18 protein-coding genes are annotated in these 26,509 nt (G+C 45.3%); 9 read left to right on the top strand and 9 right to left on the bottom strand.

The features are described 5' to 3' along the window. The first annotated feature begins 94 nt into the window (after positions 1-94). Positions 95-1,300 carry an amino acid aminotransferase gene (locus EKG38_RS11640; RefSeq protein ID WP_126520418.1) on the top strand — a complete coding sequence of 402 codons (1,206 nt, stop codon included), beginning with the start codon at positions 95-97 and terminating at the stop codon, positions 1,298-1,300. A gap of 48 nt (positions 1,301-1,348) precedes the next feature. Here EKG38_RS11640 and serC read toward each other — a convergent pair whose 3' ends face one another. Together serC and gyrA are read right to left on the bottom strand one after the other, a co-directional pair. Next, positions 1,349-2,443 carry a 3-phosphoserine/phosphohydroxythreonine transaminase gene (serC, locus tag EKG38_RS11645; RefSeq protein WP_126520419.1) on the bottom strand — a complete coding sequence of 365 codons (1,095 nt, stop codon included), beginning with the start codon at positions 2,441-2,443 and terminating at the stop codon, positions 1,349-1,351. A gap of 178 nt (positions 2,444-2,621) precedes the next feature. Beyond that, positions 2,622-5,336, bottom strand: coding sequence for a DNA gyrase subunit A (gyrA, locus tag EKG38_RS11650; protein WP_126520420.1), 2,715 nt, complete (start codon positions 5,334-5,336; stop codon positions 2,622-2,624). 297 nt (positions 5,337-5,633) lie between these two features. Between gyrA and ubiG the strand changes: the two genes are divergently transcribed. The 6 genes from ubiG to EKG38_RS11680 all read left to right on the top strand — a co-directional run bounded on the left by ubiG (position 5,634) and on the right by EKG38_RS11680 (position 13,315). Next, on the top strand, positions 5,634-6,347 hold the full coding sequence (gene ubiG / locus EKG38_RS11655; RefSeq protein WP_126520568.1) for a bifunctional 2-polyprenyl-6-hydroxyphenol methylase/3-demethylubiquinol 3-O-methyltransferase UbiG: 714 nt from the start codon (positions 5,634-5,636) through the stop codon (positions 6,345-6,347). Next, entirely contained in the window at positions 6,348-7,052 is a 705-nt protein-coding gene (locus tag EKG38_RS11660; protein WP_126520421.1) for an HAD-IA family hydrolase, read from the top strand. Positions 7,053-7,466: 414 nt separating this feature from the next. Continuing rightward, complete coding sequence (gene nrdA, locus EKG38_RS11665; protein WP_126520422.1) at positions 7,467-9,755, top strand: class 1a ribonucleoside-diphosphate reductase subunit alpha; 2,289 nt, start codon at positions 7,467-7,469, stop codon at positions 9,753-9,755. A gap of 145 nt (positions 9,756-9,900) precedes the next feature. Then, on the top strand, positions 9,901-11,031 hold the full coding sequence (gene nrdB, locus EKG38_RS11670; RefSeq protein WP_126520423.1) for a class Ia ribonucleoside-diphosphate reductase subunit beta: 1,131 nt from the start codon (positions 9,901-9,903) through the stop codon (positions 11,029-11,031). Then, entirely contained in the window at positions 11,015-11,362 is a 348-nt protein-coding gene (yfaE, locus tag EKG38_RS11675) for a class I ribonucleotide reductase maintenance protein YfaE (RefSeq protein WP_126520424.1), read from the top strand. The genes nrdB and yfaE overlap by 17 nt, the downstream gene beginning before the upstream one ends. A gap of 309 nt (positions 11,363-11,671) precedes the next feature. Continuing rightward, on the top strand, positions 11,672-13,315 hold the full coding sequence (locus EKG38_RS11680) for a methyl-accepting chemotaxis protein (protein ID WP_126520425.1): 1,644 nt from the start codon (positions 11,672-11,674) through the stop codon (positions 13,313-13,315). 113 nt (positions 13,316-13,428) lie between these two features. Here the strand turns inward: EKG38_RS11680 and EKG38_RS11685 are convergent, their stop codons facing one another. Then, positions 13,429-15,444, bottom strand: coding sequence for an oxidoreductase (locus tag EKG38_RS11685; RefSeq protein WP_126520426.1), 2,016 nt, complete (start codon positions 15,442-15,444; stop codon positions 13,429-13,431). A 583-nt stretch (positions 15,445-16,027) separates the two neighbouring features. Here EKG38_RS11685 and sppA point away from each other — a divergent pair. Continuing rightward, positions 16,028-17,866 (top strand): signal peptide peptidase SppA, encoded by a 1,839-nt coding sequence (sppA, locus tag EKG38_RS11690; protein ID WP_126520427.1) that lies wholly within the window; start codon positions 16,028-16,030, stop codon positions 17,864-17,866. A 166-nt stretch (positions 17,867-18,032) separates the two neighbouring features. Beyond that, a complete protein-coding gene (ansA, locus tag EKG38_RS11695; RefSeq protein ID WP_126520428.1) occupies positions 18,033-19,046 on the top strand; it encodes an asparaginase in 1,014 nt (337 codons plus the stop codon). Positions 19,047-19,140: 94 nt separating this feature from the next. Here ansA and EKG38_RS11700 read toward each other — a convergent pair whose 3' ends face one another. The 6 genes from EKG38_RS11700 to EKG38_RS11725 all read right to left on the bottom strand — a co-directional run bounded on the left by EKG38_RS11700 (position 19,141) and on the right by EKG38_RS11725 (position 26,352). Further along, positions 19,141-21,279, bottom strand: coding sequence for a methyl-accepting chemotaxis protein (locus EKG38_RS11700; RefSeq protein WP_185826843.1), 2,139 nt, complete (start codon positions 21,277-21,279; stop codon positions 19,141-19,143). 267 nt (positions 21,280-21,546) lie between these two features. Beyond that, positions 21,547-21,828 carry a YeaC family protein gene (locus EKG38_RS11705; RefSeq protein ID WP_126520430.1) on the bottom strand — a complete coding sequence of 94 codons (282 nt, stop codon included), beginning with the start codon at positions 21,826-21,828 and terminating at the stop codon, positions 21,547-21,549. Continuing rightward, on the bottom strand, positions 21,825-22,142 hold the full coding sequence (locus EKG38_RS11710) for a zinc ribbon domain-containing protein (RefSeq protein WP_126520569.1): 318 nt from the start codon (positions 22,140-22,142) through the stop codon (positions 21,825-21,827). The genes EKG38_RS11705 and EKG38_RS11710 overlap by 4 nt, the downstream gene beginning before the upstream one ends. Before the next feature lie 72 nt (positions 22,143-22,214). Continuing rightward, the gene (locus EKG38_RS11715) at positions 22,215-23,342 is read right to left on the bottom strand and encodes a M14 family metallopeptidase (RefSeq protein WP_126520431.1); all 1,128 of its coding nucleotides are present in this window, start codon (positions 23,340-23,342) and stop codon (positions 22,215-22,217) included. A gap of 337 nt (positions 23,343-23,679) precedes the next feature. Further along, the gene (locus EKG38_RS11720; protein ID WP_126520432.1) at positions 23,680-24,360 is read right to left on the bottom strand and encodes a response regulator transcription factor; all 681 of its coding nucleotides are present in this window, start codon (positions 24,358-24,360) and stop codon (positions 23,680-23,682) included. Between the two features lie 213 nt (positions 24,361-24,573). After that, complete coding sequence (locus tag EKG38_RS11725) at positions 24,574-26,352, bottom strand: DUF885 domain-containing protein (RefSeq protein WP_126520433.1); 1,779 nt, start codon at positions 26,350-26,352, stop codon at positions 24,574-24,576. Positions 26,353-26,509 lie beyond the last annotated feature (157 nt).

Here is a 26,509-nt window from a genome sequence, read left to right on the forward strand (position 1 = left end):
CATGATTAGCTATTACAAACTGCCTTATTTACGTTACCCTAAAGTCAATTAGAAAAGGCAGACTTGCCTACAAATATATAAAGGTGATTGAGCTATGTTCGATAAACTAACCCCTATGCCTTCTGACCCTATCTTAGGACTTATGACTAAGTATCGTGAAGATACACACACCAACAAGGTCGACCTTGGGGTCGGTGTTTATAAAGATGAAACGGGTCATACCCCTATTTTGACTTGTGTTAAAAAGGCAGAGCAACATCGAATAGACACCGAGGAAACAAAAGTTTACATCGGACCTACCGGTTCTGCTCGTTTCAACCAACTTCTTGGCGAGCTTGCTTTTGGCATAGGTAATCCCGCGATTTTGGCTAACCGTGTTCGTACCGTTTCGACTCCCGGTGGAACAGGTGCCCTTCGTGTTGCAGCAGATTTCATCAAACGAGCCAGCTCGGTGACGAAAAGTGGCGAAGCGGTGATTTGGGTCAGCGACCCAACCTGGGCTAATCATACCGGTCTGTTTGAAGCGGCGGGTATTACCGTTAAAACCTACCCTTACTACGACTATGATACAAAATCCCTTAAATTTAATGAGATGAAAGCCGCGCTCGCAAACGTTGGACCCGACGATGTGGTGCTTTTACATGCTTGCTGTCATAACCCAAGTGGCATGGATCTGAACCAGAGCCAATGGGACGAAATCATCGAATTGACAAAAGCACAGGGCTTCACCCCACTAATCGATATGGCTTATCAGGGATTTGGCGATGGCGTGGATGAAGATGCCTATGGTGTTAGAAAGATGGCCGGCGCCGTCGATAACATGATCTTATGTAGCTCTTGCTCTAAGAACTTCGGCCTATATAGGGAACGTATCGGGGCCTGCTCCATCGTAGGTAAAGATGCATCATCGGCTAATGTCGCCTTTTCGGTTTTACTGTACGTTGTACGTTGCATCTACTCTATGCCGCCAGCTCATGGCGCTGCCATTGTTGAAACTGTTCTGGGCTCTGATGAGCTTAAGCAAGAGTGGTTAGCCGAGCTTAAAATCATGCGCGACCGCATTAACGGCAATCGCTCAATGTTGGTAGAAAAGTTGAAAGAAAAGGGTGTTACGCGTAATTTTGACTTTATCGCCGAGCAGAAAGGAATGTTCTCCTTCCTTGGTATCAATCCAAAGCAGGTTGAACAGCTCCAACGAGAGCACAGTATCTATATGGTAGATTCAAGCAGAATAAGTATTGCAGGTATCGGACATGGAAATGTAGATTACTTAGCGGAGTCTATTGCGAAGGTAATATAACTGAGGTTCGAGCTCCTAGAACCTAGGTTCTAGGAGCTTTCTTCGCAATTAAGCCTGGTATTTATCAGCAAAGCCCTTCATAAACTCGACCAGCTTCTCTACCCCTTCGATAGGCATGGCATTATAGATACTCGCACGCATACCACCAACGCTTCGGTGCCCTTTTAGTGCCACTAAGCCAGCTCTACTCGCTTCGGCCAGAAAGTCGGCGTTATTATCTTCATTCTCCAGATAAAATATCACATTCATCAAGGAGCGATTCTGCGCTGAAACGGTATTGTTATAAAAATCGGAGCCATCGATAAAATCATAGAGAAGCTCAGCTTTTTTGGCATTTGTCTTTGCCATTGCAGCAACGCCACCACTGACTTTTAACCATTTAAACACTTCGGCAGCTAAGTACCACGCAAATGTCGGTGGCGTGTTATACATAGAGCCATGCTTAACGGCTAATCGATAATCCATGATGGATGATTGCGGCAGGCTCGGCATTTTCAGCATGTCATCACGCACGATAACGATGCTTAAACCCGATGGCCCAATATTTTTCTGAGCGCCGGCATAGATCAGACCAAACTTACTGACATCGATTTCACGTGACATGATATTGGATGACATATCGGCCACAATGGGCCAAGGACAGTTTATCTCTTCAACAATTTCGATACCATCAACCGTCTCATTAGGACAGTAATGCAGGTAGCGGTAATCCGTTGCTTTACCCGCTAGTTCAGGAATGCTGACGGCGCTGATACCATTATCATTAACGAGCAGATCTAAGGTGTCAATTTGTGCATCACTTGTGAGTTTGATAGCTTCATCTACTGCAGATCTTGACCAACTTCCAGAGACAAGATAGAGCGCTTTTCCATTCTCGCCGAGAAAATTATTCACAACAGCTGAAAACTGCCCCCGACCGCCTCCATGCATAAACAACACATGATAATTTTCTGGAATTGACATCAATTCACGTAAATCGGTCTCGGCTTGATCGGTTAAGGCAATAAATTCTTTACTGCGATGGCTTATCTCCATGACCGATGTGCCCAGCCCGTTCCAGTCGAGCAGCTCACCCTGAGCTTTCTTCATTACGGCTTGGGGTAACATGGCGGGACCTGCACAGAAATTATATGTCGTGCTCACTCTTCTCTCCTTTGCCTTTCTTAATGCTATTGGCCACTTTTATGTAGCCATCCATATTGTCATAGGAAAAGACAAGTTACCTAGACTATTTTCAAATAACTCAATCTTTTGTAAAGAATAAAACAAAACGGGCGTCCAATTGGACGCCCGTTAATCATATTCGCTAATACATTAGCAACTATTCAGCTGGCTCAGCTTCAGGTGCATCGTCAGCTTTAGGTGTATCTACTTCAGATGTTGTTTCTACGGCCTCATCGGCTGCAGGAACAATCGGGTTACCCTCTTCGTCGAGTTCAGGAGCAGGCTCTTGAATCTCATCGATACGTTGAAGACCAACCACTATTTCATCTTCTGCGGTACGTATTATCGTTACACCTTGAGTGTTACGACCAATACTCGATACCCCGGTAGCTGGGGTACGTACTAACGTGCCCTTGTTACTGATCAGCATGATTTCATCGTTTTCGCCAACTTGAACAGCGCCAACCACGGAACCATTACGTTCACTGACCTTAATTGAAACGACACCCTTAGTCGCGCGGCTCTTAGCAGGATACTCAGAAAGGTCGGTACGCTTACCATAACCATTTTCAGTCACCGTCAAGATTGCTCCATCGTCTTTAGGAACGATTAGCGACACCACTTTTTGCTCACCTTCAAGACGAATACCGCGAACACCGGTCGCTGTACGGCCCATTGGACGTAAAGCTAAGACCTCTTCACCGGTTTCAGGATCGAGCTTAACTTGGCCAGTTTCTGAATCACGTACTTTCTCATTGAAACGAACAACTTTACCCGCATCTGAGAAGAGCATGATTTCGTCATTGCCATTGGTGATATCTACGCCAATAAGCTGATCGCCATCTTTAAGGTTAACCGCAATAATACCGTTTGCACGTGGATTACTGTAAGCAGTCAGTGCAGTTTTCTTAACGGTACCATGAGCTGTGGCCATGATGATGTACTTGTCATCGGCATATTCACGAACCGGCAAGATAGCCGTGATGTGTTCGCCTTCAGACAGTGGCAAAATATTAACAATCGGACGACCACGAGCCGTACGGCTCGCAAGCGGTAACTGGTACACTTTAAGCCAGTACATCTTGCCGAAGTCTGAGAAACAAAGAATCGTGTCGTGAGTGTTAGCAACCAGGAGCTTCTCTACGAAGTCCTCATCTTTCACTTTCGTCGCCGCTTTACCTTTACCGCCACGTCGCTGCGCTTGGTAATCCGTTAGGGCTTGGTACTTGGCATAGCCTAGGTGTGAAAGTGTCACAACCACATCTTCTTCGTTGATCAAGTCTTCAAGACTCATGTCAACTTCATTAGCATTAATCACAGTACGACGCTCATCGCCGAAGTTTTCGAGAACTTCTTGAAGCTCTTCTGTGATCACTTCCATTAAACGCTCTGAACTGCGAAGAATATAAAGAAGCGCTGCGATGATCTCGAGTAGCTCTTCATACTCTTTTAAGATCTTCTCATGCTCAAGACCGGTCAACTTATGAAGGCGCAGATCCAGAATCGCTTGTGCTTGCTGCTCTGTTAAGTAGTAACGACCATCACGAATACCGTACTCTGGCTCTAACCACTCAGGACGAGCTGCATCATCACCTGCTTTTTCAAGCATGCCTTGTACATTACCCAGCTCCCAGCCTTCGGCAACAAGCTTAATTTTAGCTTCTGCTGGCGTTGGAGAGGCTTTAATCAATGCAATGATTGGGTCAATATTCGCCAATGCAATCGCTAAAGATTCAAGGATATGCGCACGTTCACGAGCCTTACGCAGTTCGTATACGGTACGACGTGTAACAACTTCACGGCGGTGTAAGATAAAGCACTCTAGCATCTCTTTAAGGTTAAACAGCTTAGGCTGACCATTGGTCAGTGCCACCATGTTTATACCGAACGAGCACTGCATCTGTGTTTGAGCGTATAAATTGTTTAGTACAACCTCGCCCACTTCACCACGCTTGATCTCAACGACGATTCGCATACCGTCTTTATCAGACTCGTCACGTAGGCCGCTAATACCTTCGATCTTCTTATCTTTAACCAGCTCGGCAATCTTTTCGATCAAGCGCGCCTTGTTAACTTGGTACGGGATCTCATGAACAATGATACGCTCGCGTCCATTGTCTTCCGTTTCAACTTCGGCTTTAGCGCGCATGACCGCACGACCACGACCGGTGTGATACGCATCGATGATACCTTTACGGCCATTGATGATTGCGGCTGTCGGAAAATCCGGGCCCGGAATATATTCCATCAGTTCATTGATGGTCAGATCTGGGTTTCCAATCAAGGCCAAACAGCCCGACACGACTTCATTTAAGTTGTGTGGCGGAATGTTGGTTGCCATACCGACCGCAATACCCGATGAACCATTAACTAATAAGGTCGGGATCCGTGTCGGCAATACCTCTGGAATAAACTCAGTGCCATCATAGTTAGGCACGAAATCGACCGTCTCTTTATCGAGATCGGCTAATAACTGATGCGCCACCTTATCCATACGGATTTCGGTATAACGCATCGCAGCAGCAGCATCACCATCGACGGAACCGAAGTTACCTTGTCCATCGATCAAGGTGTAACGCATTGAGAAAGGTTGTGCCAGACGAACTATCGTATCGTACACAGCGGTATCACCGTGAGGGTGGTACTTACCGATAACATCACCGACAACACGTGCCGACTTTTTATAGGGTTTGTTCCAATCATTTTTAAGCTCACTCATCGCGAAAAGAACGCGGCGATGAACAGGCTTAAGGCCATCACGGACATCTGGTAATGCCCGGCCTACGATTACGCTCATTGCATAATCAAGATATGAATTCTTTAATTCGTCTTCAATATTAATTGGTGTTATAGATGAAGCCAGATCAGTCATAAACTGCTCGATCCCTTGAAATTTAGCCGACAAATCACTACTCGAAATGGGCAGGTGAAATTGTTGAGCCTGAAAACGTGATTTGGCATTCTAACACAGTTATTTATTGTCGGTAGACCCTATTCAACTTTAGATATAAATTATAATTAATTGACTCATATCAAACTATGTTCGCTAAATAATCAATTGGTTAAATTATCGCTTAAATCTCTTTTGAATCTCCTTTGTTTATTAGAACCTATGGGTATAATGACAATATTAAGTAATCGCTAGTGAGGTGATATAGTGCAGCAAGAAGTGAATCAAGAGATCAATGTCGACCCACAAGAGATCGCCAAATTTGAGAAAATGGCCGAAACCTGGTGGGATCCTGAAGGCGAATTTAAGCCATTACATAAATTAAATCCGCTTCGCCTCAACTATATCGACCAAACCAGCGGTGGCGTTTTTGGTAAACGTATACTCGATGTTGGCTGTGGTGGCGGTATTCTATCCGAGAGCATGGCGCGAATTGGTGCTATCGTCGATGGTCTGGATATGGGTACTGAACCTTTAGACGTTGCGCGTCTGCATGCATTGGAGATGGATGTTGAAGTTAACTATATTCAAGACACTGCCGAATCTCATCGTGAAACACATAGAGAAACCTACGATATCGTGACCTGTATGGAGATGTTAGAGCACGTCCCCAGCCCTCGCTCTGTAGTGCAAGCTTGTGCCGACATGGTAAAACCTGGCGGTTATGTTTTTTTCTCCACTATTAATCGTAATATCAGAGCTTACGTCGAAACGATTTTGGGTGCCGAGTACCTGTTGAAAATGCTGCCTGTCGGTACACACGACCATAATAAGTTTATTAAGCCATCTGAATTAATCTCCTTGGCCGAACATGCCGAACTGTTTTGTGAAGATGCTACCGGTATCACTTATAACCCGATCACCGAAACATTTACCTACACCCAAAATGTCGATGTTAACTATATGATAGCGACCAGAAAGAGTATTGATTAAATGACAGTGGTGACTCAAGCCCTGATTGCAACCGATATAAAAGGGGTACTTTTTGATCTCGATGGGACACTCGTCGATACCGCCCCCGATCTTATTGCCGCACTTAACATGAGTCTTGAATCGTTCGACCACCCGCAAGTGTCGCTGGAAACCATGCGCCACGTGGCATCTAATGGCAGTTTGGCATTAGCTCAAGCAGCCCTACCCGGTGCAACCGATACTCAACATCGAGCCGTTCAACAGGGCTTACTGGATAGCTACGCACGAGTTAACGGAAACCATTGCCAACTGTTCGATGGCGTTGCCGACCTTCTCGATTATCTCGACACGAATGGGATCCCTTATGGAATAGTTACCAATAAGGCGGCGAAATACACGCGTCCATTAATCCAAGCCCTATCACTCACGCAAAGAATGAAAACGGTAATAAGCGGTGACAGTACGCAGTTTTCAAAGCCTCATACCGCGCCCATGCTACTCGCCGCGCAGCAACTTAATTGTCAGGTCCATGAGATCTTATACTTAGGTGATGCCGAACGTGACTTAGTCGCAGCAGCAGATAGCGCAATGTTGGGTGGCGTCGCACAATGGGGTTATATTGACGACCTGACTCACACTCACTCCTGGCCGGGACAATTTTCTTTTGAATCCCCCATCGCTATCATCGACTTTTTTATTGAGTCAATTTCAAACAGACCAATTTAAGTACAGCCTAATTAAGCGCGTACTATTCACTCAAAGATCCAAAAGATCGCCAGTCGATCCTTTGGATTTTTGATCTGGATCAGTTCGCTTATTTTTTATTCTCCAGCCTGCAAGCCTAATAAAAACAGTCATCAAAGGTTAGCCATTACTAACAGGCAAGTTTACCCTCAGGTTATCCACAAGATGCCCCCAAAATTCATACTTGCAAAATGTGCTCAACCTCACTATCTTGTACCTAAGAAATTAAAAAACACCATATATAGTGTGTTAGTGACAATCAGAGACACAAGTGCTCGCTTGTGTGAAGTCAAGGAAACTACCGATTTTCGGTGTTCAATTTGATTGTTTACAAGGAATCGTAGGGTGGTCAGCACTGAACACCTTCATAAATATTAAAACCAAGGCCTATCTTTAATGAATAGCAATCTGAAAGTCACAAAACGCAGTGGCGAACGTGAAACCATCGACCTAGATAAAATCCACCGTGTCATCACATGGGCTGCCAAAGACCTCAATAATGTATCGGTATCTGAAGTTGAACTTCGCTCTCACCTGCAGTTTTTTGACGGCATTCCAACAGAAGCTATTCATGAAACAATCATTAAAGCCGCTGCCGACCTGATCTCCCCAGAGTCTCCTGATTACCAATTTCTTTCGGCTCGTTTAGCGATATTCCATCTTCGTAAGAAGGCGTTCGGTCAATTCGAACCGCCTAAACTCTACGAACATGTAGTTAAACTGGTTGAGATGGGCAAGTACGATGCGCATATTTTACAAGATTACACGCAAGAAGAGATCGATACCTTAGGCAGTTATGTTGACCACTGGCGTGACATGAATTTCTCTTACGCCGCAGTTAAGCAGCTCGAAGGTAAATATCTGGTTCAAAACCGTGTCACTCACGAAATCTATGAGAGCGCACAGTTTCTCTATATCTTGGTTGCGGCCTGTTTGTTTGCCAAATATCCAAAAGAGACACGTTTAACCTACATCAAAAACTTCTATGATGCGGTTTCGACCTTCAAGATCTCTCTACCGACACCGATTATGGCCGGTGTGCGTACACCGACACGTCAATTCAGCTCATGTGTTCTGATCGAGTGCGGTGATAGCCTTGACTCTATTAATGCGACAGCGTCATCGATAGTTAAGTATGTTAGTCAGAGAGCCGGTATCGGTGTCAATGCGGGTCGTATCCGTGCATTAGGCAGCCCTATTCGCGGCGGTGAAGCATTCCATACCGGTTGTTTGCCTTTCTTCAAGTACTTCCAAACGGCAGTTAAATCTTGTTCACAAGGCGGCGTTCGCGGTGGAGCGGCAACACTCTTCTATCCACTTTGGCATCTGGAAGTTGAATCTCTATTGGTTCTTAAAAATAACCGTGGTGTCGAAGATAACCGCGTTCGTCAGCTAGATTACGGCGTACAGTTAAACAAGGTGATGTATCAAAGACTGATCAAGGGCGGCATGATCACCCTGTTTAGTCCATCTGATGTCCCTGGCCTCTATGATGCCTTCTTCGAAGATCAAGATGAGTTTGAGCGTCTTTACCTTCAATACGAGCAGGACGATTCTGTTCGTAAAACACAAGTTAAAGCCTCTGAACTATTTTCACTGCTTATGCAGGAGCGTGCATCGACGGGTCGTATCTATATTCAGAACGTGGATCACTGTAATACGCACAGCCCGTTTGACAGTAAAATTGCACCGATCAGACAGTCTAACCTCTGCCTCGAGATCGCACTGCCAACGAAGCCACTGAATAATATCGATGATCCAGAAGGCGAGATTGCGCTTTGTACGCTGTCTGCACTGAACTTAGGCGCCATAAAAGATCTTTCTGAACTCGAACCCCTTGCGGATCTTGCTGTTCGTGCACTCGATAACCTACTCGATTATCAGGACTATCCAATCACTGCAGCTCAGAAGTCTTCGATGAACCGCAGAACATTGGGTATCGGTGTGATCAACTTTGCTAACTACTTAGCGAAGGAAGGTGTGCGTTATTCCGATGGTTCGGCGAACAACATCACTCACAAGACCTTCGAAGCGATTCAATATTATCTATTGAAAGCATCGATGAATTTGGCTAAAGAGCAAGGTGCTTGCCCTTCATTCCACGAGACAACATATTCTAAGGGTATCTTGCCGATAGATACTTATAAGCGTCATCTGGATAAGATCTGTGATGAGCCGCTGCATATGGATTGGGAAACATTGCGCCAGGATATCGTCCAGCACGGTTTACGTAACTCGACCCTGTCTGCATTGATGCCATCAGAGACCTCTTCTCAGATCTCAAATGCCACCAATGGTATCGAGCCACCTCGTGGGTTAATCAGTGTTAAATCCAGTAAGGATGGGCAACTTAAGCAGGTGGTACCAGACTTTGATAAGTATCAATACAGCTATGAGTTGCTTTGGCAGATGCCAAACAACGAAGGTTACCTGCAGTTAGTAGGACTGATGCAGAAGTTTGTTGATCAGGCCATTTCGGCTAACACCAACTATGATCCGAGTCGCTTCGAGGGTCAGAAAGTACCGATGCAGGTGCTGCTAAAAGATCTACTTAACGCCTATAAACTTGGCGTTAAGACACTCTACTATCATAACACTCGCGACGGTGCGAGCGATTCTCACAATGACATTGTCAGTGTTGAGAAAGAGGACGAGGATTGCGAAGGCGGAGCTTGTAAGATCTAAGCTCACTGTCGCCTGGAAAAATGAAGTGAGCCTATTGTCCGGTTCACTTCGCATAATGATAGACTCACTTTTCAGTGGTGTAATGTTTTGGCAACCGCTGAAAAGTGTTTAATACAACAAATTAGTAATCTCTTAAGGGACGTTCATGACCTATACGACGTTTAACCAAGTAAAAAACGATCAACTACTCGAACCTATGTTTTTGGGTAACCCTGTTAATGTCTCTCGTTATGACCAACAAAAGCATGTCTCTTTTGAAAAGCTGATTGAAAAGCAGCTCTCTTTCTTCTGGCGCCCTGAAGAGATCGATATCTCAAAAGATCGCGCAGACTGGCAACGTTTAACTGAATCTGAAAAACATATCTTCATCTCCAATCTAAAGTACCAGACTCTACTGGACAGCATGGCTGCACGCTCCGTCAATGCCGTGTTATTGCCACTTGTCTCTCTACCTGAAGTTGAGACCTGGGTAGAGACTTGGGCATTTAGTGAAACCATTCATTCCCGCTCATATACCCATATCTTACGAAACCTGTTCACTGAGCCAGGTGAAGTGTTCGACGATATCGTAGTCAACCCAGCGATTTTAAAACGTGCGACCAGCATTGCTAAATATTTTGATGACGTGATCTTAACGACACAGCTCCTTCAATCACAAGGTGAAGGCAGTTACGAAGTTGAAGGAAGGACCATTGAAGTATCGACACGCAAACTCAAAGAGCGACTCTACCTTGCTGTGTGCTCAGTTAATGCATTAGAAGCTATTCGCTTTTATGTCAGCTTTGCCTGCTCATTTGCCTTTGCAGAGCGTGAGTTGCTTGAGGGCAACGCCAAGATCATCAAATTAATTGCCCGAGATGAGGCTCTGCACCTTTCCGGTACACAGCATATTCTTAAACTCTGGGCCAATGGCAATGATGATCCTGAAATGGTTGAGGTCTGCCGTGATCTTCATGAAGCGGGTCGTCAAGTATTCCTCGATGTTGTTGAGCAAGAGAAGGAGTGGGCTGACTACCTATTCAAAGATGGCTCTATGATCGGTCTAAACGCTGAGATACTTAAGCAGTATATCGAGTACATCAGTAATAACCGTATGGAAGCTATCGGCTACGAAGCACCATTTGCTATTAAGAATAATCCACTGCCTTGGATCAACACATATCTTGTTAGCGACAATGTTCAGGTCGCTCCTCAGGAGAGTGAGATCACCTCATATTTAGTCGGCCAAGTTGATGCAACCGTCTCAGATGACGACTTCGATGACTTCGAACTTTAAGATCCTCCACAAGGCTCCTATCGTCAGCCTAAATGGCCAACCTGTGTTGCTGTTCAATCAGCAACATATAAGCCTGTTAGATGCGCTCGAACAGAAGAATGTTAAGCTGTTTTCAGAGTGCCGCAATGGCTATTGTGGTGCCTGTAAAACCAAGATAAGAAGCGGCAGTGTGACTTATCATACCGAGCCTCTGGTTTCACTTGAGACTGATGAGTGCCTGCCCTGCTGCTGTATGCCCGACAGTGATCTCGACTTGGATCTGTCAGCCGATGGTGCCCAGGTTGTCAGGGCGACACCTAAACACAAGCGCCCGGAAACCGCGAATATATAATGCAAAACTGATTTTATTTTGCTCTAAAAATCACTTTACTCCCTGTTTACACTAAATTTATCAATCAATGATATAGTCTCGATATCTCGTGATATTAACGACATTTAACGCCCCTAAAATACGAAATATCACAACTTAGTGATCTTGCTCCCGCCTCTCGCTCCACAGAACCAAGAAAACTGCTTTGGCATCAATCTTGGAGTCTTAACCCATCCCCAGTTTCGGTCTACGACTTGGTTACCAGCGATATTCCCTAGTCATTAAGACCGCCTACTCACAACTTAAGCACCAACAAAAGGGCTGAACATCTTGAATACTGACAAGAATAATTACGGTTCTATCAAACGTCTCCTGATCGCTACATTCTCTGCATTGGTCATCATATTCTGCATTGGTTTGACCCTGATCGGCTACAACATAGAAAATGTTCGCTCGCAGATAGATTCGTTGGAACGTGAGTATATTTCCAGCAATTTAGCCGCTAAGTTACTGCAATCAAGCTCGGGGCTAAGAAGAGAGCAGATCGGATACAGTCTAAGACGCGTATTAGGCACTAAGATGAGTTCAGACTCAGTTCAATATATTGAACGGGAGGCCGTCACACTCAATCAGACCTTCACAGAGTTAAAGAGGCTGGCTAATGTCCAGACACAGGAACAACTCGCACGATTAGAACAACCCATTGCGGAGTTTAAGTTACTTCATGATCAGTTTCTGACCATGGATAGCAACGCTAAACCAAGAGAGACGGCTAAGATGTTAACCTCAACCGCGTCCTGGAAAATCTATGACAGAATAGAAACCGGGATCCGGACACTCACCCAACAACAAGCTGAAATAGTCAATGGCGCCAAACAGTCAAGTAGCCGTGCAATCAATAATTTAAAGAGCTGTCTCATCGTTATCGCAATCATATTTATCCTGATTATCGTCTTTACAGGCATTATTCTCGTACGCCGCATCCTTGCTCCACTGCAAGCGACCACTGAAGTACTCACTGAGATCTCGTCTGGAAATTTAGCGGTTAACATTGAACGAGAAAGATTTAACAGCGCCGAATACAGTGCTTTAGCCGATGTGCTTACCTCTACCCGAATGAAGCTTCAACAGATGATCACCCAAATTGGCACCTCTTCTGTGCAATTGGGAAGTGCCGTGGAAGATCTGGGTAGGGTTGCAAGTGATTCAGCCACAGGGATGGAGCAGCAACGCAATGAAGTCACTCAGGTTGCCACTGCGATGAACGAGTTACAGTCATCGATCGTCGAGATCTCACGTAACACCAGCCAAACGGCAGAATTTGCTAATAATGCAGTACAAGCAACCACACAGGGACAGAGCGTGGTCACCTCTACACTTCTGGCCATCGATGAGTCAGCAAAGGAGATCGACAAGGTCAACACCGTCATCGAGCAGTTACAGAAAGACACCGACGCGATAGCCGTTATTTTGGATGTGATAGCCAATATTACCGAACAGACAAACCTACTCGCCCTCAATGCCGCCATTGAAGCTGCACGGGCCGGAGAGCAGGGACGCGGCTTTGCTGTAGTGGCAGATGAAGTCCGCGTACTGGCACAACGCACACAAACATCGGCACGGGAAATTAAAGACACCATAGAAGTATTACAGGAGCGCGCAAAGCAGGCCGTTGAATCGATGAAATCGAGTCAAAGTAAGATGCAGACCAGCGTGGTAGCGGCAGATCAGGCTCACTTGGCCATGGAAGAGATCAGCAATGCTATCGGCAGTATCAATGATATTGCCATTCAGGTGGCCAGTGCCACAGAACAACAAACCGCCGTTACCGAAGAGCTAAATTGCAATATCACCAATATCAGCGATGCAAGTCAGCGCGTATCAGAAGGATCGCATCTCGTCTCCCAATCGAGCAGAGAACTGAGACAACTTTCTGTCAATCTCGACGGAATGATCCAGCAATTCAGAGTGTAGTAGTTATTCAAAGTACGCTTTCAAATGAAAAAGCCTGAATGCCTTCCCGATATTTAAGAGGAGACATTCAGGCTGTTAGCGCCCTTATTCAAAGTAGAAGTGCGGCTAACTCACTAGAGGCGAATGGCCAGCTCTGCGCCCTGTCTGATGGCCCGCTTAGCATCGAGCTCTGCGGCTACATCGACACCACCAATCAGGTGTACGGGTAACCCGGTTGCCTTCATCTCCTCGAGTAGCGTTCTGTTTGACTCTTGACCCGCACAGAGCACGACATTGTCAACGGCAAGCGTTTCATCCTGACCATCGACTGAGATATGTAACCCCTGATCATCAAACTTTTGATAGGTCACACCGGTTTTCATATGAACATGATGCTTTTTCAATACCAGACGATGGATCCATCCGGTGGTTTTACCCAAACCTTTACCCATCTTAGTGCTTTTACGCTGTAGCAGATAGATTTGACGAGGGACCTCAGCCGACTCAGGTTCCATCAATCCCCCTCTGTGGCTGTAACCCTTATCTATGCCCCACTGCTTCAACCATTTATCCGGCTGTAGTGTCGTAGATTCCGGCTCACACAGATAATGTGCCATATCGAAACCAATACCGCCTGCACCGATAAGGGCAACGTTTTCCCCTATCGTCACTTCACCATTCAACACTTGCTGATAGTCAACGACTCTCGGGTCTTTAAAGCCTGGCAGGTCGATTTTTCTTGGTACCACACCCGATGACATGACCACTTCATCGAAATGCTCATCTCTGACGACAGAGGCGTCGAGCCGTGTATTGAGGCGCAACTCGACGTTATTGAGTTTCATCTGTTCCTTGAAGTAACGAATAGTCTCATTGAACTCCTCTTTACCGGGGATCTTACGAGCGAGGTTAAATTGACCTCCGACTTCAGGTTTTGCCTCAAATAGGACAACCTCATGACCACGAGATGCGGCATAGATCGAAAAGGCCATCCCTGCAGGCCCCGCCCCCATCACTGCGATACGTTTCTTGTTTGACGTCGGTGTAAAGTTGAGTTCAGTTTCATAACAAGCTCTTGGATTAACTAAGCAAGTGGCACGCTTCAGGGCAAAGGTATGATCCAGGCAAGCTTGATTACACCCGATACAGGTATTAATCAACTCAGGTGTATTAGCAGCCGCCTTATTCACGAAGTCGGCATCTGCCAGGAAAGGTCTCGCCATCGACACCATATCTGCCTGACCGGAAGAGAGTATATGCTCGGCAATCTCAGGAGTGTTGATTCGATTCGTCGCAACTAAGGGCAGTGACACCTCTTTTTGGAGTCGCTCGGTGACCCAGGCAAAACCGCCACGAGGTACGCTGGTCGCGATGGTCGGTACTCTCGCCTCATGCCAACCAATACCGGTGTTAATTATGGTCACGCCGGCTTTTTCTAACCACTTTGCCAGTTCAACAACTTCATCCCAGCTGGAGCCATTATCGACGAGATCGAGCATTGATAGTCTGAAGATAATAATGAAGTTGTCGCCGACTTTTTTACGAATAGAACGAACGATTTCCAGTGGAAAACGCACCCGATTGTCGAAAGTCCCGCCCCACTCATCGTCTCTGATGTTAGTGCGACTACTGATAAATTGATTGATGAGATAACCTTCGCTTCCCATCACTTCGATGCCATCATAACCCGCTTTCTGAGCGAGAGCGGCACTGGTCGCATAATCCTTAATGGTGCACTTTACTTGTCTCGAAGACATGGATGAAGGAGTGAATGGCGTGATTGGTGACTTAATCTTACTCGGCGCTTGTGAAAAAGGGTGGTAACCGTAGCGGCCGGCATGCAATATCTGCATACAGATTTTACCACCGGCTTCGTGAACCGCATTGGTCACGACTTTATGTTTACCCACTTGCCAGGGAAAGCTGAGCTGGCAGGCATTAGGGGCTAAGCGGCCACGAAGGTTGGGGGAAATGCCGCCGGTAACGATTAATCCAACACCACCCAGAGCACGTTCCTTATAAAAAGCTGCCAATTTCTCAAAACCGCCCTTTTCTTCTTCCAAACCGGTATGCATTGACCCCATAAGCACACGGTTTTTTAACTGAGTAAAGCCCAGATCTAAGGGTTCTAATAAATGCGGAAACGACATTCAAACATCCTTTTTAAACAAGTGATTTAAACCAGCATACCTTTTGTATTATCTCAGCTCAACTATATCTTATTAAGTGGCTCAGGTATAAATAAGCAGCACAATAAATTATCCAGTTCGTTTAAGCTGAAGTGCTGTAATACCAACTCACCTACAGAGCATTGAACTCCCGCTGAATGGTCAGATACTTAGTAAAACGGGTATAATACAATCAAGAGACAAATCAAATCCTTAGTGCATCCAATGCGGTGTTTACGAGCTTAAACCTAGTATCACCATGTTCCTCACTCGTTGCGAACAACAGGGTCTTGTATGTTCCCTACAAACTTATGACATCTCCTCCCCTGACCCATAGGGCCTGTGATATTCCCGATATCACTCAGGCATTTCCCACGTCCGTGTGGGTCAGATGGGACATGTCTTTAAAGCGTATGGAACGCTTAAGACCTTGGAGGTCAGATGTTGTGAATGCCTGTATTGCACGACAATATGGATAGTCTTACAGATTCCTTTACAATTCAGTTTTCCCTCTCGAGCTTTTTTCAGTTAGCATATGCATATTAGAGCAATATAGGAGTGGATGATGTCCGCTAAGCCCTCATTTTTAAAAAGAATATCCCTACTGATTTGGAATACCGTAAATGGGATCCGTAAGCTGATCCTGAACCTTTTCTTCTTCGGTATCCTCGCGGCAATCATAGTTGTAATGACTGTTGAAGACGATGTAAAACTTGATTCAGGCTCGGCGTTAGTGATGAACCTATCCGGTTCTATCGTTGAACAGAAAAGGCAAGTCGATCCCATCGAAGCCGCCATGAAAAACAGCAAGAGCAACGAAGCCGGTGGTGAACTGTTACTTGCTGATGTACTCAATGTCATCGATAACGCGGCCCTGGACACACGGATCTCATCGATAGTACTGGATATTGGTCACCTGAGATGGACCGGGATCAGTAAACTCCAATCCATAGGCGACGCGCTAACCCGCTTCAAAGAGTCGGGAAAACCGATCATAGCCAAGGCGAATTGGTACGGTCAAAACCAATATTTTCTTGCCAGCTTTGCCGACACTATTTACCTGAATCCACAAGGTAGTGTCGAACTGGAAGGTTTGAGTCGTTATCGCCAATACTATAAGTCGGCGTTAGATAAATTAAAAATTAAGGCACATATCTTCCGTGTCGGTACTTTCAAATCTGCCGTGGAACCCTATATTCGCGACGATATGTCCCCCGCAGCCAAAGAGGCCAACACCGAACTTCTTAACGATATCTGGGCCAATTATGAGACTCAGGTCGCACAGAACCGCAATATTTCAGCCGATAAACTTGTTCTCAGTGCCGATCAGTACCTTATAGAATTAGAGAAAGCCAACGGCAAATCTGCCGAGATGGCGCTTAACATGAACTGGGTAGATGAACTGGCATCGGCCGAGGCATTCAGGCTCAAGATGATCGACACTGTGGGTAAAGCCGATGAAGGAAACAGCTTCAAGCAGGTCAACTTTTTCGATTATCAGTCTTTGATTGCCACTCACCCTTCCCTCTTAATCGACGACACTGTGGGTATTATTGTCGCGAAGGGGACCATACTTAATGGCAATCAACCTGCCGGTCAAATTGGTGGCGAGAGCACATCAAAGCTGCTGCGTAAGGCGCGTTTCGATGATCAGGTTAAAGCTATTGTGTTAAGAGTCGATAGCCCGGGCGGAAGCGCATTTGCTTCGGAGCAGATAAGACAAGAGGTACTGGCACTTAAAACAGCTGGAAAACCGGTTGTCGTCAGCATGGGGAGCTATGCAGCCTCCGGCGGTTATTGGATCTCAGCCAGTGCTGATTATATCTATGCAACGCCGACCACGCTTACCGGCTCAATCGGTATCTTCGGCATGGTCACAACCTTTGAAGACTCATTATCCAGCATTGGTATACACACAGATGGTGTTGCCACTTCTGACTGGGCGGGGATATCGGTTACAAAAGGCCTCACTCCCGAGATAAAATCTGTCATTCAACGTCATATAGAACGTGGCTATCATGATTTTATCTCGCTCGTTGCGACTGAGCGCGGTATGAGTCTGGACGATGTAGACAACATAGCTCAGGGACGCGTGTGGTCAGGTAAGAAAGCCGTAGAGCTCGGCTTAGTCGATGAGCTTGGCGATCTGGACAGCGCCGTTGCGAAAGCCGCTAAGATGGCAAACCTTGAAACATTCGACAGTCAGATCATCGAGCAGGAGCTGAGCCCACAAGAGCTCTTCATCCAGGAGATGTTTGCGTCGGCTGCGGCCTACTTGCCACAATCGACAACCAGTACAGTATTCGAACAACTGCTTTCAAAGTGGTCAGGTGTAATTGAGGAGTTCAGTTCATTCGACGACCCTAACGGCATGTATCTCTACTGCGATACCTGTAACTTCTAGGCAAGAGCCAGTTAAACAGAAACCGGTATGGGTCCTCTCCTACCGGTTTTTTTATGCCTAAACTATTCTACAAATACAAAATTTTAGTGATATCTCAGATTTCTTATTGGGGTGAACTCTTCTAGCAAGTATACTTCAGCCAATTAGTGTTCATCTGAAGTAGAAAATGACCAAACGTTCCATATATGTAGCTTATACCGGCGGCACAATAGGCATGCAAAAAACGGCGCAAGGTTTCGCACCTGTCGCCGGATTTCTCACTAATTGTGTTAAGTCTATGCCTGAATTTTATCATGACGAAATGCCTGAATTTGTCATTCATGAATATAGCCCTCTCATAGATTCTTCAGATATGGCGCCGACGGATTGGCAGATGATAGCCAATGATATCAAGGACAATTACGATAACTACGATGGATTCGTTATCTTGCATGGTACCGACACCATGGCCTTCACTGCATCTGCGCTCTCATTTATGTTGCAAGGACTGTCTAAGCCCGTCATCGTGACCGGGTCTCAGATCCCGCTGGCACAACTGCGCTCTGACGGTCAAACCAACCTGTTAAATTCCCTCTATATTGCGGCAAACTACCCCGTTGCCGAAGTCTGTCTGTTTTTCAACAACAAACTGTTCAGGGGAAATCGCACAACTAAGGCACATGCCGACGGGTTCGGGGCCTTTGCCTCACCGAACTTCCCTCTTCTGTTAGAGGCTGGCATAAAGATTCGTTTAAAGGCGGGCAAAGTTGGCGGAGATGAGAATAAACAACTCGAAGTTGCCACCATCAGCCCGCAACCGATTGGTGTTGTCACCCTATACCCCGGTATCACCACAGATATTATTGAGAATATCCTTCAGCAACCGGTAAAAGCCTTGATATTACTCACCTATGGTGTGGGAAATGCGCCTCAAAATCCGGCATTGTTGAAGGTGCTGTCAGATGCACATAAGCGCGGCATTATACTGGTCAACCTGACACAATGTCTGCAGGGTAAGGTCAACATGTCAGGCTACGCGACAGGCAATGCATTAGAAGCGGCGGGTGTGATCAGCGGTTCAGATATGACGACAGAAGCGGCATTAACAAAACTTCATTACTTACTCTCTAAATCGATGTCGACGCAAGAGATCAGAGAAGCAATGCAGCAAAATTTAGTCGGTGAACTCAGCGAAGATTAAGGTTGGTCATCAACTAAGTCCGGCACACTAGCTAAAACTATAGAACCATTATCGCAGTGTTGCGCAACCTTAGGTTGCGCAACACTGAATTTATCTACACCTTAAACTGACTGACAATCTGTTGCTGCCCCGTTGCAAGCTGTTTTAACTCATCGCTCAGTGTTGCCGATGACTCTGCTTCACGGCTGATATGTTGGCTTGCCTCTTTGATATTCGCTATGTTGTAACTTATTTCGGTAGCGACGCTGCTCTGCTCTGCAGTCGCTTTAGCTATTTCGGCTTCATTTTCTGTAATATTTCGAATATGCATTTCGATATCAGCCAATTGCTTAGCCATCTCTTTAACCTGACTGACAGCATTGATAGCCTTATCATTACCTGCGGTGATAGTTTTTAAGATATCCTGACTACTCGATTGAAAAAGGTCGGTGACCTGACTTATCTGACCAATAGAGTTCTTTGTTCGCTCGGCAAGGTCGCGCACCTCATTAGCAACAACGGCAAACCCTCTTCCCTGTTCACCGGCTCTCGCCGCTTCGATTGCAGCATTGAGTGCCAGCAAGTTTGTCTGCTCCGCAATCCCCTGAATAACCGATAGTATTTTCTCAATATTAGCGCTATCAGTATTTAACTTTTCGATCAAAGGCATGGCAGCGGAGACCTCTTCCACCAATGACTCAACGGCAAGTGAAGTCTGGTTAGCAACACTCCTGCCTTTCTCTGCAGCCAGACTGGCGTCGTTAGCCGCATTAGCTGAAAGCAACGTTTTTTCCGATACAATGCCCGCAGTGGTAGACATCTGTTCAATTGCGGCGGCCACTTGATCGACCTCAGAAAACTGTTGCTGGCTGCTGAGGCTCGTTCGACCGGCGATATCGGATGCATGGCTGGAAGTAGACTGACCATTCTTTATTGAGTGATCAATGGCTTTAACCGTGGTCTGCAGTTTTTCAAGAAATTGATTAAACCAATGGGTTAGGGTTCCAATTTCATCATAACTGTCTATCTTTATCCTTTGGGTAAGATCCCATTCACCGGAAGCGATACTCTGTAGTCTCTCGGTGACATTATTTAGGGGTTTAATCAGATAAAAAGAAAAGCGCCACACGATGAAGAGGGAAATAACAGTGATGATAATGGCTGATAGCAAAATTTTGTATAAGGAGCCGCGATTATAGTCGACTACCCTCTCCTCTAACGCCAAAGAATCGGCTAACACTGCCGATACAGGTACAGTTAAAATCAATCCCCACTTATCAATTAGCCCATCGAAGGTAATTGGCCGCAACGTCACTAAGTCCTCACCATTAGAGCTCCATTGTATCGAACTCTTTTGCTCTTCGTGCCAATCACCGAGCTTAGCCTTTTTATTTAACTCTAGAGAACTGATTTTTTCCCCCAGACTCTTGCGGTCTGAACTATAGGCAGCCACAACTCCTCTTTGACTCGATAAAACGACCTCTCCCGATCCATTTAGCAGGCGCTTATCGGCCGTCTCGATAATTGGCTGTAAAGAGGATAGAGACACATCCAAGCCTAACATCCCCAGAGTCTTACCATCGGCTATGAGTGGCACGGTAATAGAGGTCATTAACACCGGCTTACCGCCGACTTTATCCAGATAGGGATCCAGCAGACAGGGGCTAGCTCTCTCTATTGCACATGTCACCCATTCATTATCGGGTAAACCAAGCTTATCTAACTGAGTGTTGGTAATATCCTCTTCAAGCATCACCTCCAGCTCTATCTGCCCATCGACTCTTGCCCAATATGGGGCGAATCGTCCGGCACCGTTTGATGCGACCGTGACATTTTCAATAAACGCAGAGTCGGCACCTAGAGTGTCAGGACTCATTACAATATAGATGCCGAGGACCTCACCATTATGTTCAAGCATCTTTTTTGTGTAATCATTGAGCTCCATACGTAGAAGCCTCGATTCGCTACCACGCCTGATGGCATCACTACGCATACTCATTATGGAGTGAGCCATGGTATCCGCCGTAACCAAATGATGCTCGATAACAGCGCTTATAATTTCAGATTGCTCATTTGCCAGGGCTGCGACAAATGATTCGGTAGAGCTGCGTAAACTCGCCGATGTTTGCTCCTTAATCAATGCTTGGGTCTGGCTCGAATAGTATAGAAACGAGGCCATAAGAATACTCAAAGAGGTAAATAAACAGAGAAATGAAGTAAGCGCAAATTTGCGGCGAATAGACATACTACTCATTGGTAAATCCCTATACATAAGTGTATATAAAAATAAAAAAACGATTGTATCCATTCAAAACATTTATACAACGCCGGCACAACACGCCGCGATACAATTTATTACAAACCTAACACTGGTCACACTTTGGAATTGGCTCCCAACCCTCAACTCATATATTGCATAAAAAAGAAAGCCCCACAGGCAAGTATTAACCTATAGGGCTTTGGAGTGCTTTACTTCTCAGTGCTTAAAAGCTCAGAACTTTACTTCTTAATACTTTACAGCTTAAAAATCTTCTTGCTTAAAGTCTGCGATCGGCTCACCTTTAAACTGCTTCTTTAACTGAGCTTTTGTCAGCTCGTTCATTTTACCTTCACTATTAATCGTAAAATGGTCAGTCTGATCCAATCTTCTTGCCTGATAAAGCATTACCAGCTGCATGGTTGAGTCACGTTGCTCTTGTGTCAGCACGGTACCATCTTCCCACTTACCCAACTCGACACCGCTCATAAGACGCTCATACACTTCTTGAGGCATCTCATCGATCATTTTATTAATATCAGTCATACTTTTTTCCGTTTATGCAGGACGATTCTTACCCTGGTAATTAAATATCCAACAAAGCCCAATACGAAAAGACCACCGGCAATGTAAGATCTGACTCCTTGAGCCGGCTCTCCGTCCCAAAACCAGACTACAACACCGGCAATAAACAGAGACATGCATAACAGACTTTGATTCATCAACTGATTAGAGCGTTTAATATTGCTTATCAACGACAATGACTCAGTGTTACCTGAGAGGTTTGCACCGCACGAGTTACATTCCTTCGCTTTATTGGAGATCCGCTTCTTACAACTTGGGCATTCAATTAACGCCATCATTACCTCAAAGAACAGATTAACTATTTTATAATATGGGCTTCAGAGCGCTTAGCTCTGAAGCCCATTCGATCATCTCAGCTCATCGACAACGGCAAGCATGGCCGTTAAGGACGCTTCGCCTAAATAGATCGAACGCTCAGGAGACCAACCTGCCATAGGGTCGGGCATATTGTCATTATCTTTAAATGGCATCTCAAGCGTATTAGAGAGGCAACTAAAGGTTTCTGCAACCCAGTTAGATGCGACCGTTAGGTTGGCCTTACCCGGCTCATCTTTGTCGTAACCAAACTCAGATTGGAAGTCGGCGCTGGTGAGAAGTAACGCATCCACGAATTTTTTCTGCAATGCTTCCATTCTTGCATCAAATGACGGTACGCCTTCGCAGCCAGCCAGAAACACAAAAGGTAAACCTTCGTCGCCATGGACATCATAAAAGAGATCCACACCCGTCTCTTTCATCTTGTTGGTAACATGGAAAACTTCCGGACTTTTCTCCAATGACGGGCTCAGCCATTCACGATTGAGGTTAACACCCGCCGCATTGGTACGAAGGTGACCGCGTACCCCGCCATCGGGATTCATGTTAGGCACAATATAAAAATTGGCCTTATCGAGAAGCGCCTTGGCGTTAGGGCTGTCGCCATCAAGTAAATTATTGATGAGTCCTTCCACTAACCATTCGGCCATTGTCTCACCGGGATGCTGACGCGCTGTGATCCAGATGTTGGCTTTAGACTCGTCACCATCGCCGACTTTGACAAGGGATAGATCGCGACCGTCCAGAGTGAGGCCTAAATGTTCAAGGCTTACCAGAGGATGTACCTGAATCGCGGCAAGCAGATCTTGGTGACGTTCATAACTGTATGGGGCAAAGTAAGAAATTTGAATAGAATCACAATCCAAATCGACTAAAATGGTCAATTTCCCATCTTCATATTTCGTCGGTAAACGGAACCACGTCTGTCTATCGTATGTGGCAACGGCTTGATAATTTTCCCAGCCTTTTGTATATGAGGCTGAGCCAGCATTCATAATATTAAGGGTATACTGGTTACCGACTTCACCCTCTAAACGAAAGTTAAACCACTGATAAAATTCATTACCTACATCGGGACGAATAGCCAGTTGTACGTCATTAATATTGTCTTGATTAAGGACTTCAATATTACCACCATCAAAATTGGCACTGATCCGCATAACGATTCCTTTGTTCGTACTGAGAAGACAAGTCATAGGATACTTGTCAGATTGCGGATAGGATAAACGAAAAATGTGTATATACCCAAACAACTTCGAAATACAGGATTCAGCATGTCGAGAAGTGACAGAGTTCAAGGTAGTTAATTGCTCCTGCATTAACGACATTCCCACCATCCGTGGTGGTCTTCATGAAATAGCAGTACTAGTTATTCTAATTCAATATTTATTCTTATGATAAAGAATGCAGAAACGTGTTGCTTCTCGGCTTGGGTATTGAGCAGCCCGAAAAGCAAAAAAGCCACACTAATGGCGGCTTTATTACGTATAAAAGATTTTAAGAAGCAAAACTATAACCTTGTCCTCTAACTGTATTGATCAAGGTTTTGGGTAACTGAGTATCGGCCAGCTTTCGACGGGTATTACTGATGTGCATATCGAGATTTCGATCGAATCGACCTAAGTCCTTTTGAAGCACACTACGCTGTAATTCCTGTTTGGTGATCACCTCTCCCTTTCTCTCGAACAGGTATTTAAATAACTTAAATTCAGTTTGAGTTAACACGACCTCCCGCGAGGCAATTGACACACAGTACTGCATATCATCAAATTGAATATCACAGCTTGTGGAGGCTAATTCACTGCTGTTCTCGGCCCGGGTTAACTCGACTCGTCGTTGTAATGCAGTCATGCGCACTAAAAGCTCCTTTATGCTAAACGGCTTCGTTAAAAAGTCATCAGCCCCAAGCTCATAACCTTTAATTCTTTCATCTTCATTGTCGATGGCAGAGATGACAATCACAGGGACCTGATCTTTTCTAGCGGCCAATAATCCAAATCCATCTAACTTTGGCATCATGATATCTAGCAGGATAATGTCCGGGAGTTCACGCTCGAGAATGGACAAGGCTTCCATACCGTTTTCAGCACTGACAACTTCATGGCCTTCGCACTCTAACGCTTCTTTGAGTAACTCCCTGAATATCAGGTCATCATCTACCACTAATACTTTACTCATTTACCACTACTGCAAATACGAACCGTTATCGTTTACACTACTATATGCATTGATGAATTTCCAGTTGTTTTTTCAAATCTGTGATGTGAGCAAGTAAGTTTGTTGTCAGAGTGAAGAGCTAAGAAGCAAGAGATTGAAATTAGTGATAGCGTGATAAAACAAAGGCCAGAATATTCCGGCCTTGTATAGATTCAAAAATAAACTCTTCTGATTTTATTGATTAAGCATCAGCTGGCGAACATATTTTACCGGGGCGCTACCATAACTTAAAAACTTTTCATGGAAGGTTTTAAGGTCAAACTGCTCACCCTGCTTCCCTTTTAGCTCTTCACGGAAGTCATAAATCTCACGATAGCCGGAATAGTAACTGGTCAACTGAACTTGACTCAAGGTCGCCCTTCTCCACTTGCCCTCGGCTTCGGCGGTTTGTTGGAACGCCTCTTCGGTCATTAAGCGGATGGCTTCATCCTCTGTCATGCCATTCACCTGAATGCTGTAATCCAGTAGTGTGTTGGCTATGACACGCAGGTTCCATTTGTAATACATGAGCCACATCTCAGGCTCAAAATCACCATAGCCCTCTTCGAGCATCATACGTTCAGTATAAACCGCCCAGCCCTCTACCATAGCGCCATTACCAAACAGGCTCTTCACCATACTCGGAGATTCATTTGAGTACACGAGTTGAGTGTAGTGGCCCGGTATCGCCTCATGAATATTCAGCACCTGCAAGATCCAATGATTATATTCACGAAGATAGCTTTCAGCCGATTCATCACTCATGGCATCGAGTGGTGTTACGTTGTAATAGGTATTGCTGGATTTTTCATAAGGCCCGGGTGCACTGATAGAGGCGCCGGCAAAACCACGCATATATTCCGGTGTTTCACGTACGACTAAGGGTTTTTTAGGATCTAAGGTCACGAGTTGTTTGTCATTGACAAATTTTATCAAGGCCGGGATCTGAGCACGAACTTCATCGACAAACGCCTCACGTTTTACGTGCTTAGAGGAGAGTTTATCGATCAGCTGACGGGTCGCTTTATTATCATCTAACGGTTTAGGGGTGTCGAAATAGGTATCCCATAGCTTAGCGGTGATCTTTGCCATCTCACCCTGAACTCGGCTTTTATCTGCCAAGGCTTTTTCATACAGACCTTTTGCACTCATTCCAGCTTGAATATCGAATGAAAATTTCTCTTCATATAACTTTTCGCCGATTCTAAAGCTTCGTGCGCCCTCTTTTTCCAATTTAGTGACTAAAGCCGAGAGCCAATCGATATGTTCATTGATTGACTGAGTCGCCGCATCGAACCGAGTTTTAAATAGTGCCTTTTCATCAGAAGTCAGCCCCGAGCTTTCGGCTTGGGCGAGCAATTCTGCTGAAAAAACAGAAAATGCACCTTTATTCTGCATCTGAGCCAGTTGTGTGTGCTCGAGTGTCGGGTTACTTATATTCTCTTGAGCGGCAAGGTAATAGTCGGGGACATTCTCCATTCGAGCCAATACTGAACGTAACCTATCATCGAGTGGGGCGAAATCTTCATTGATCAGCTGCGCAAAGCCACCGGCAACGTTATAAGACGAAGGGTCCCACTGCCAGGATTTGAACTCAGTGATCTCCCAGGTATCACGTTTAAGCAAGTTCTCAATCAGACGATAATCAATAAGCTCGTTAGCCGACAATGAATCGATGTCGAAAGCCTGTAACATCAACAATTGTTGCGTGTTAAACGTTATTGCCTCAACACGGCTAGCGGCATTCGGTACTTTAAGCACGCCGTCATATTTGTGATAACCACTATAGAGTGCCCATGTCGGTGCTTGCTTCCATAGAGCGTCGATAAACTGTGTTGAAAATTGGGCAAAGCTTAACTGTTGGCTTGAGGCCAACGGAGCTGGCGACACCTGTTCAGCACCCTCTTGAGATTGACAACCAGCGAGCGCTGTTAACGACAAAGCTACCGCTAATGACAGTGTTGCTTTTTTCATGTTTTTATCCCGATTCTAATTTATTATTGGTTATATTTTTTCGAACTTAGTAAAGCATGTATAAAAAAATATTTCAGCTTCGATGTCGAAGCTGAAATATAGTGTTACAACTTGGGTTTTCCACACTGATAGTATTCGGCTAAACGAGTCATCAGCC

The organism is Shewanella canadensis (genome assembly GCF_003966225.1).
Classification (GTDB): Bacteria; Pseudomonadota; Gammaproteobacteria; order Enterobacterales; family Shewanellaceae; genus Shewanella; species Shewanella canadensis.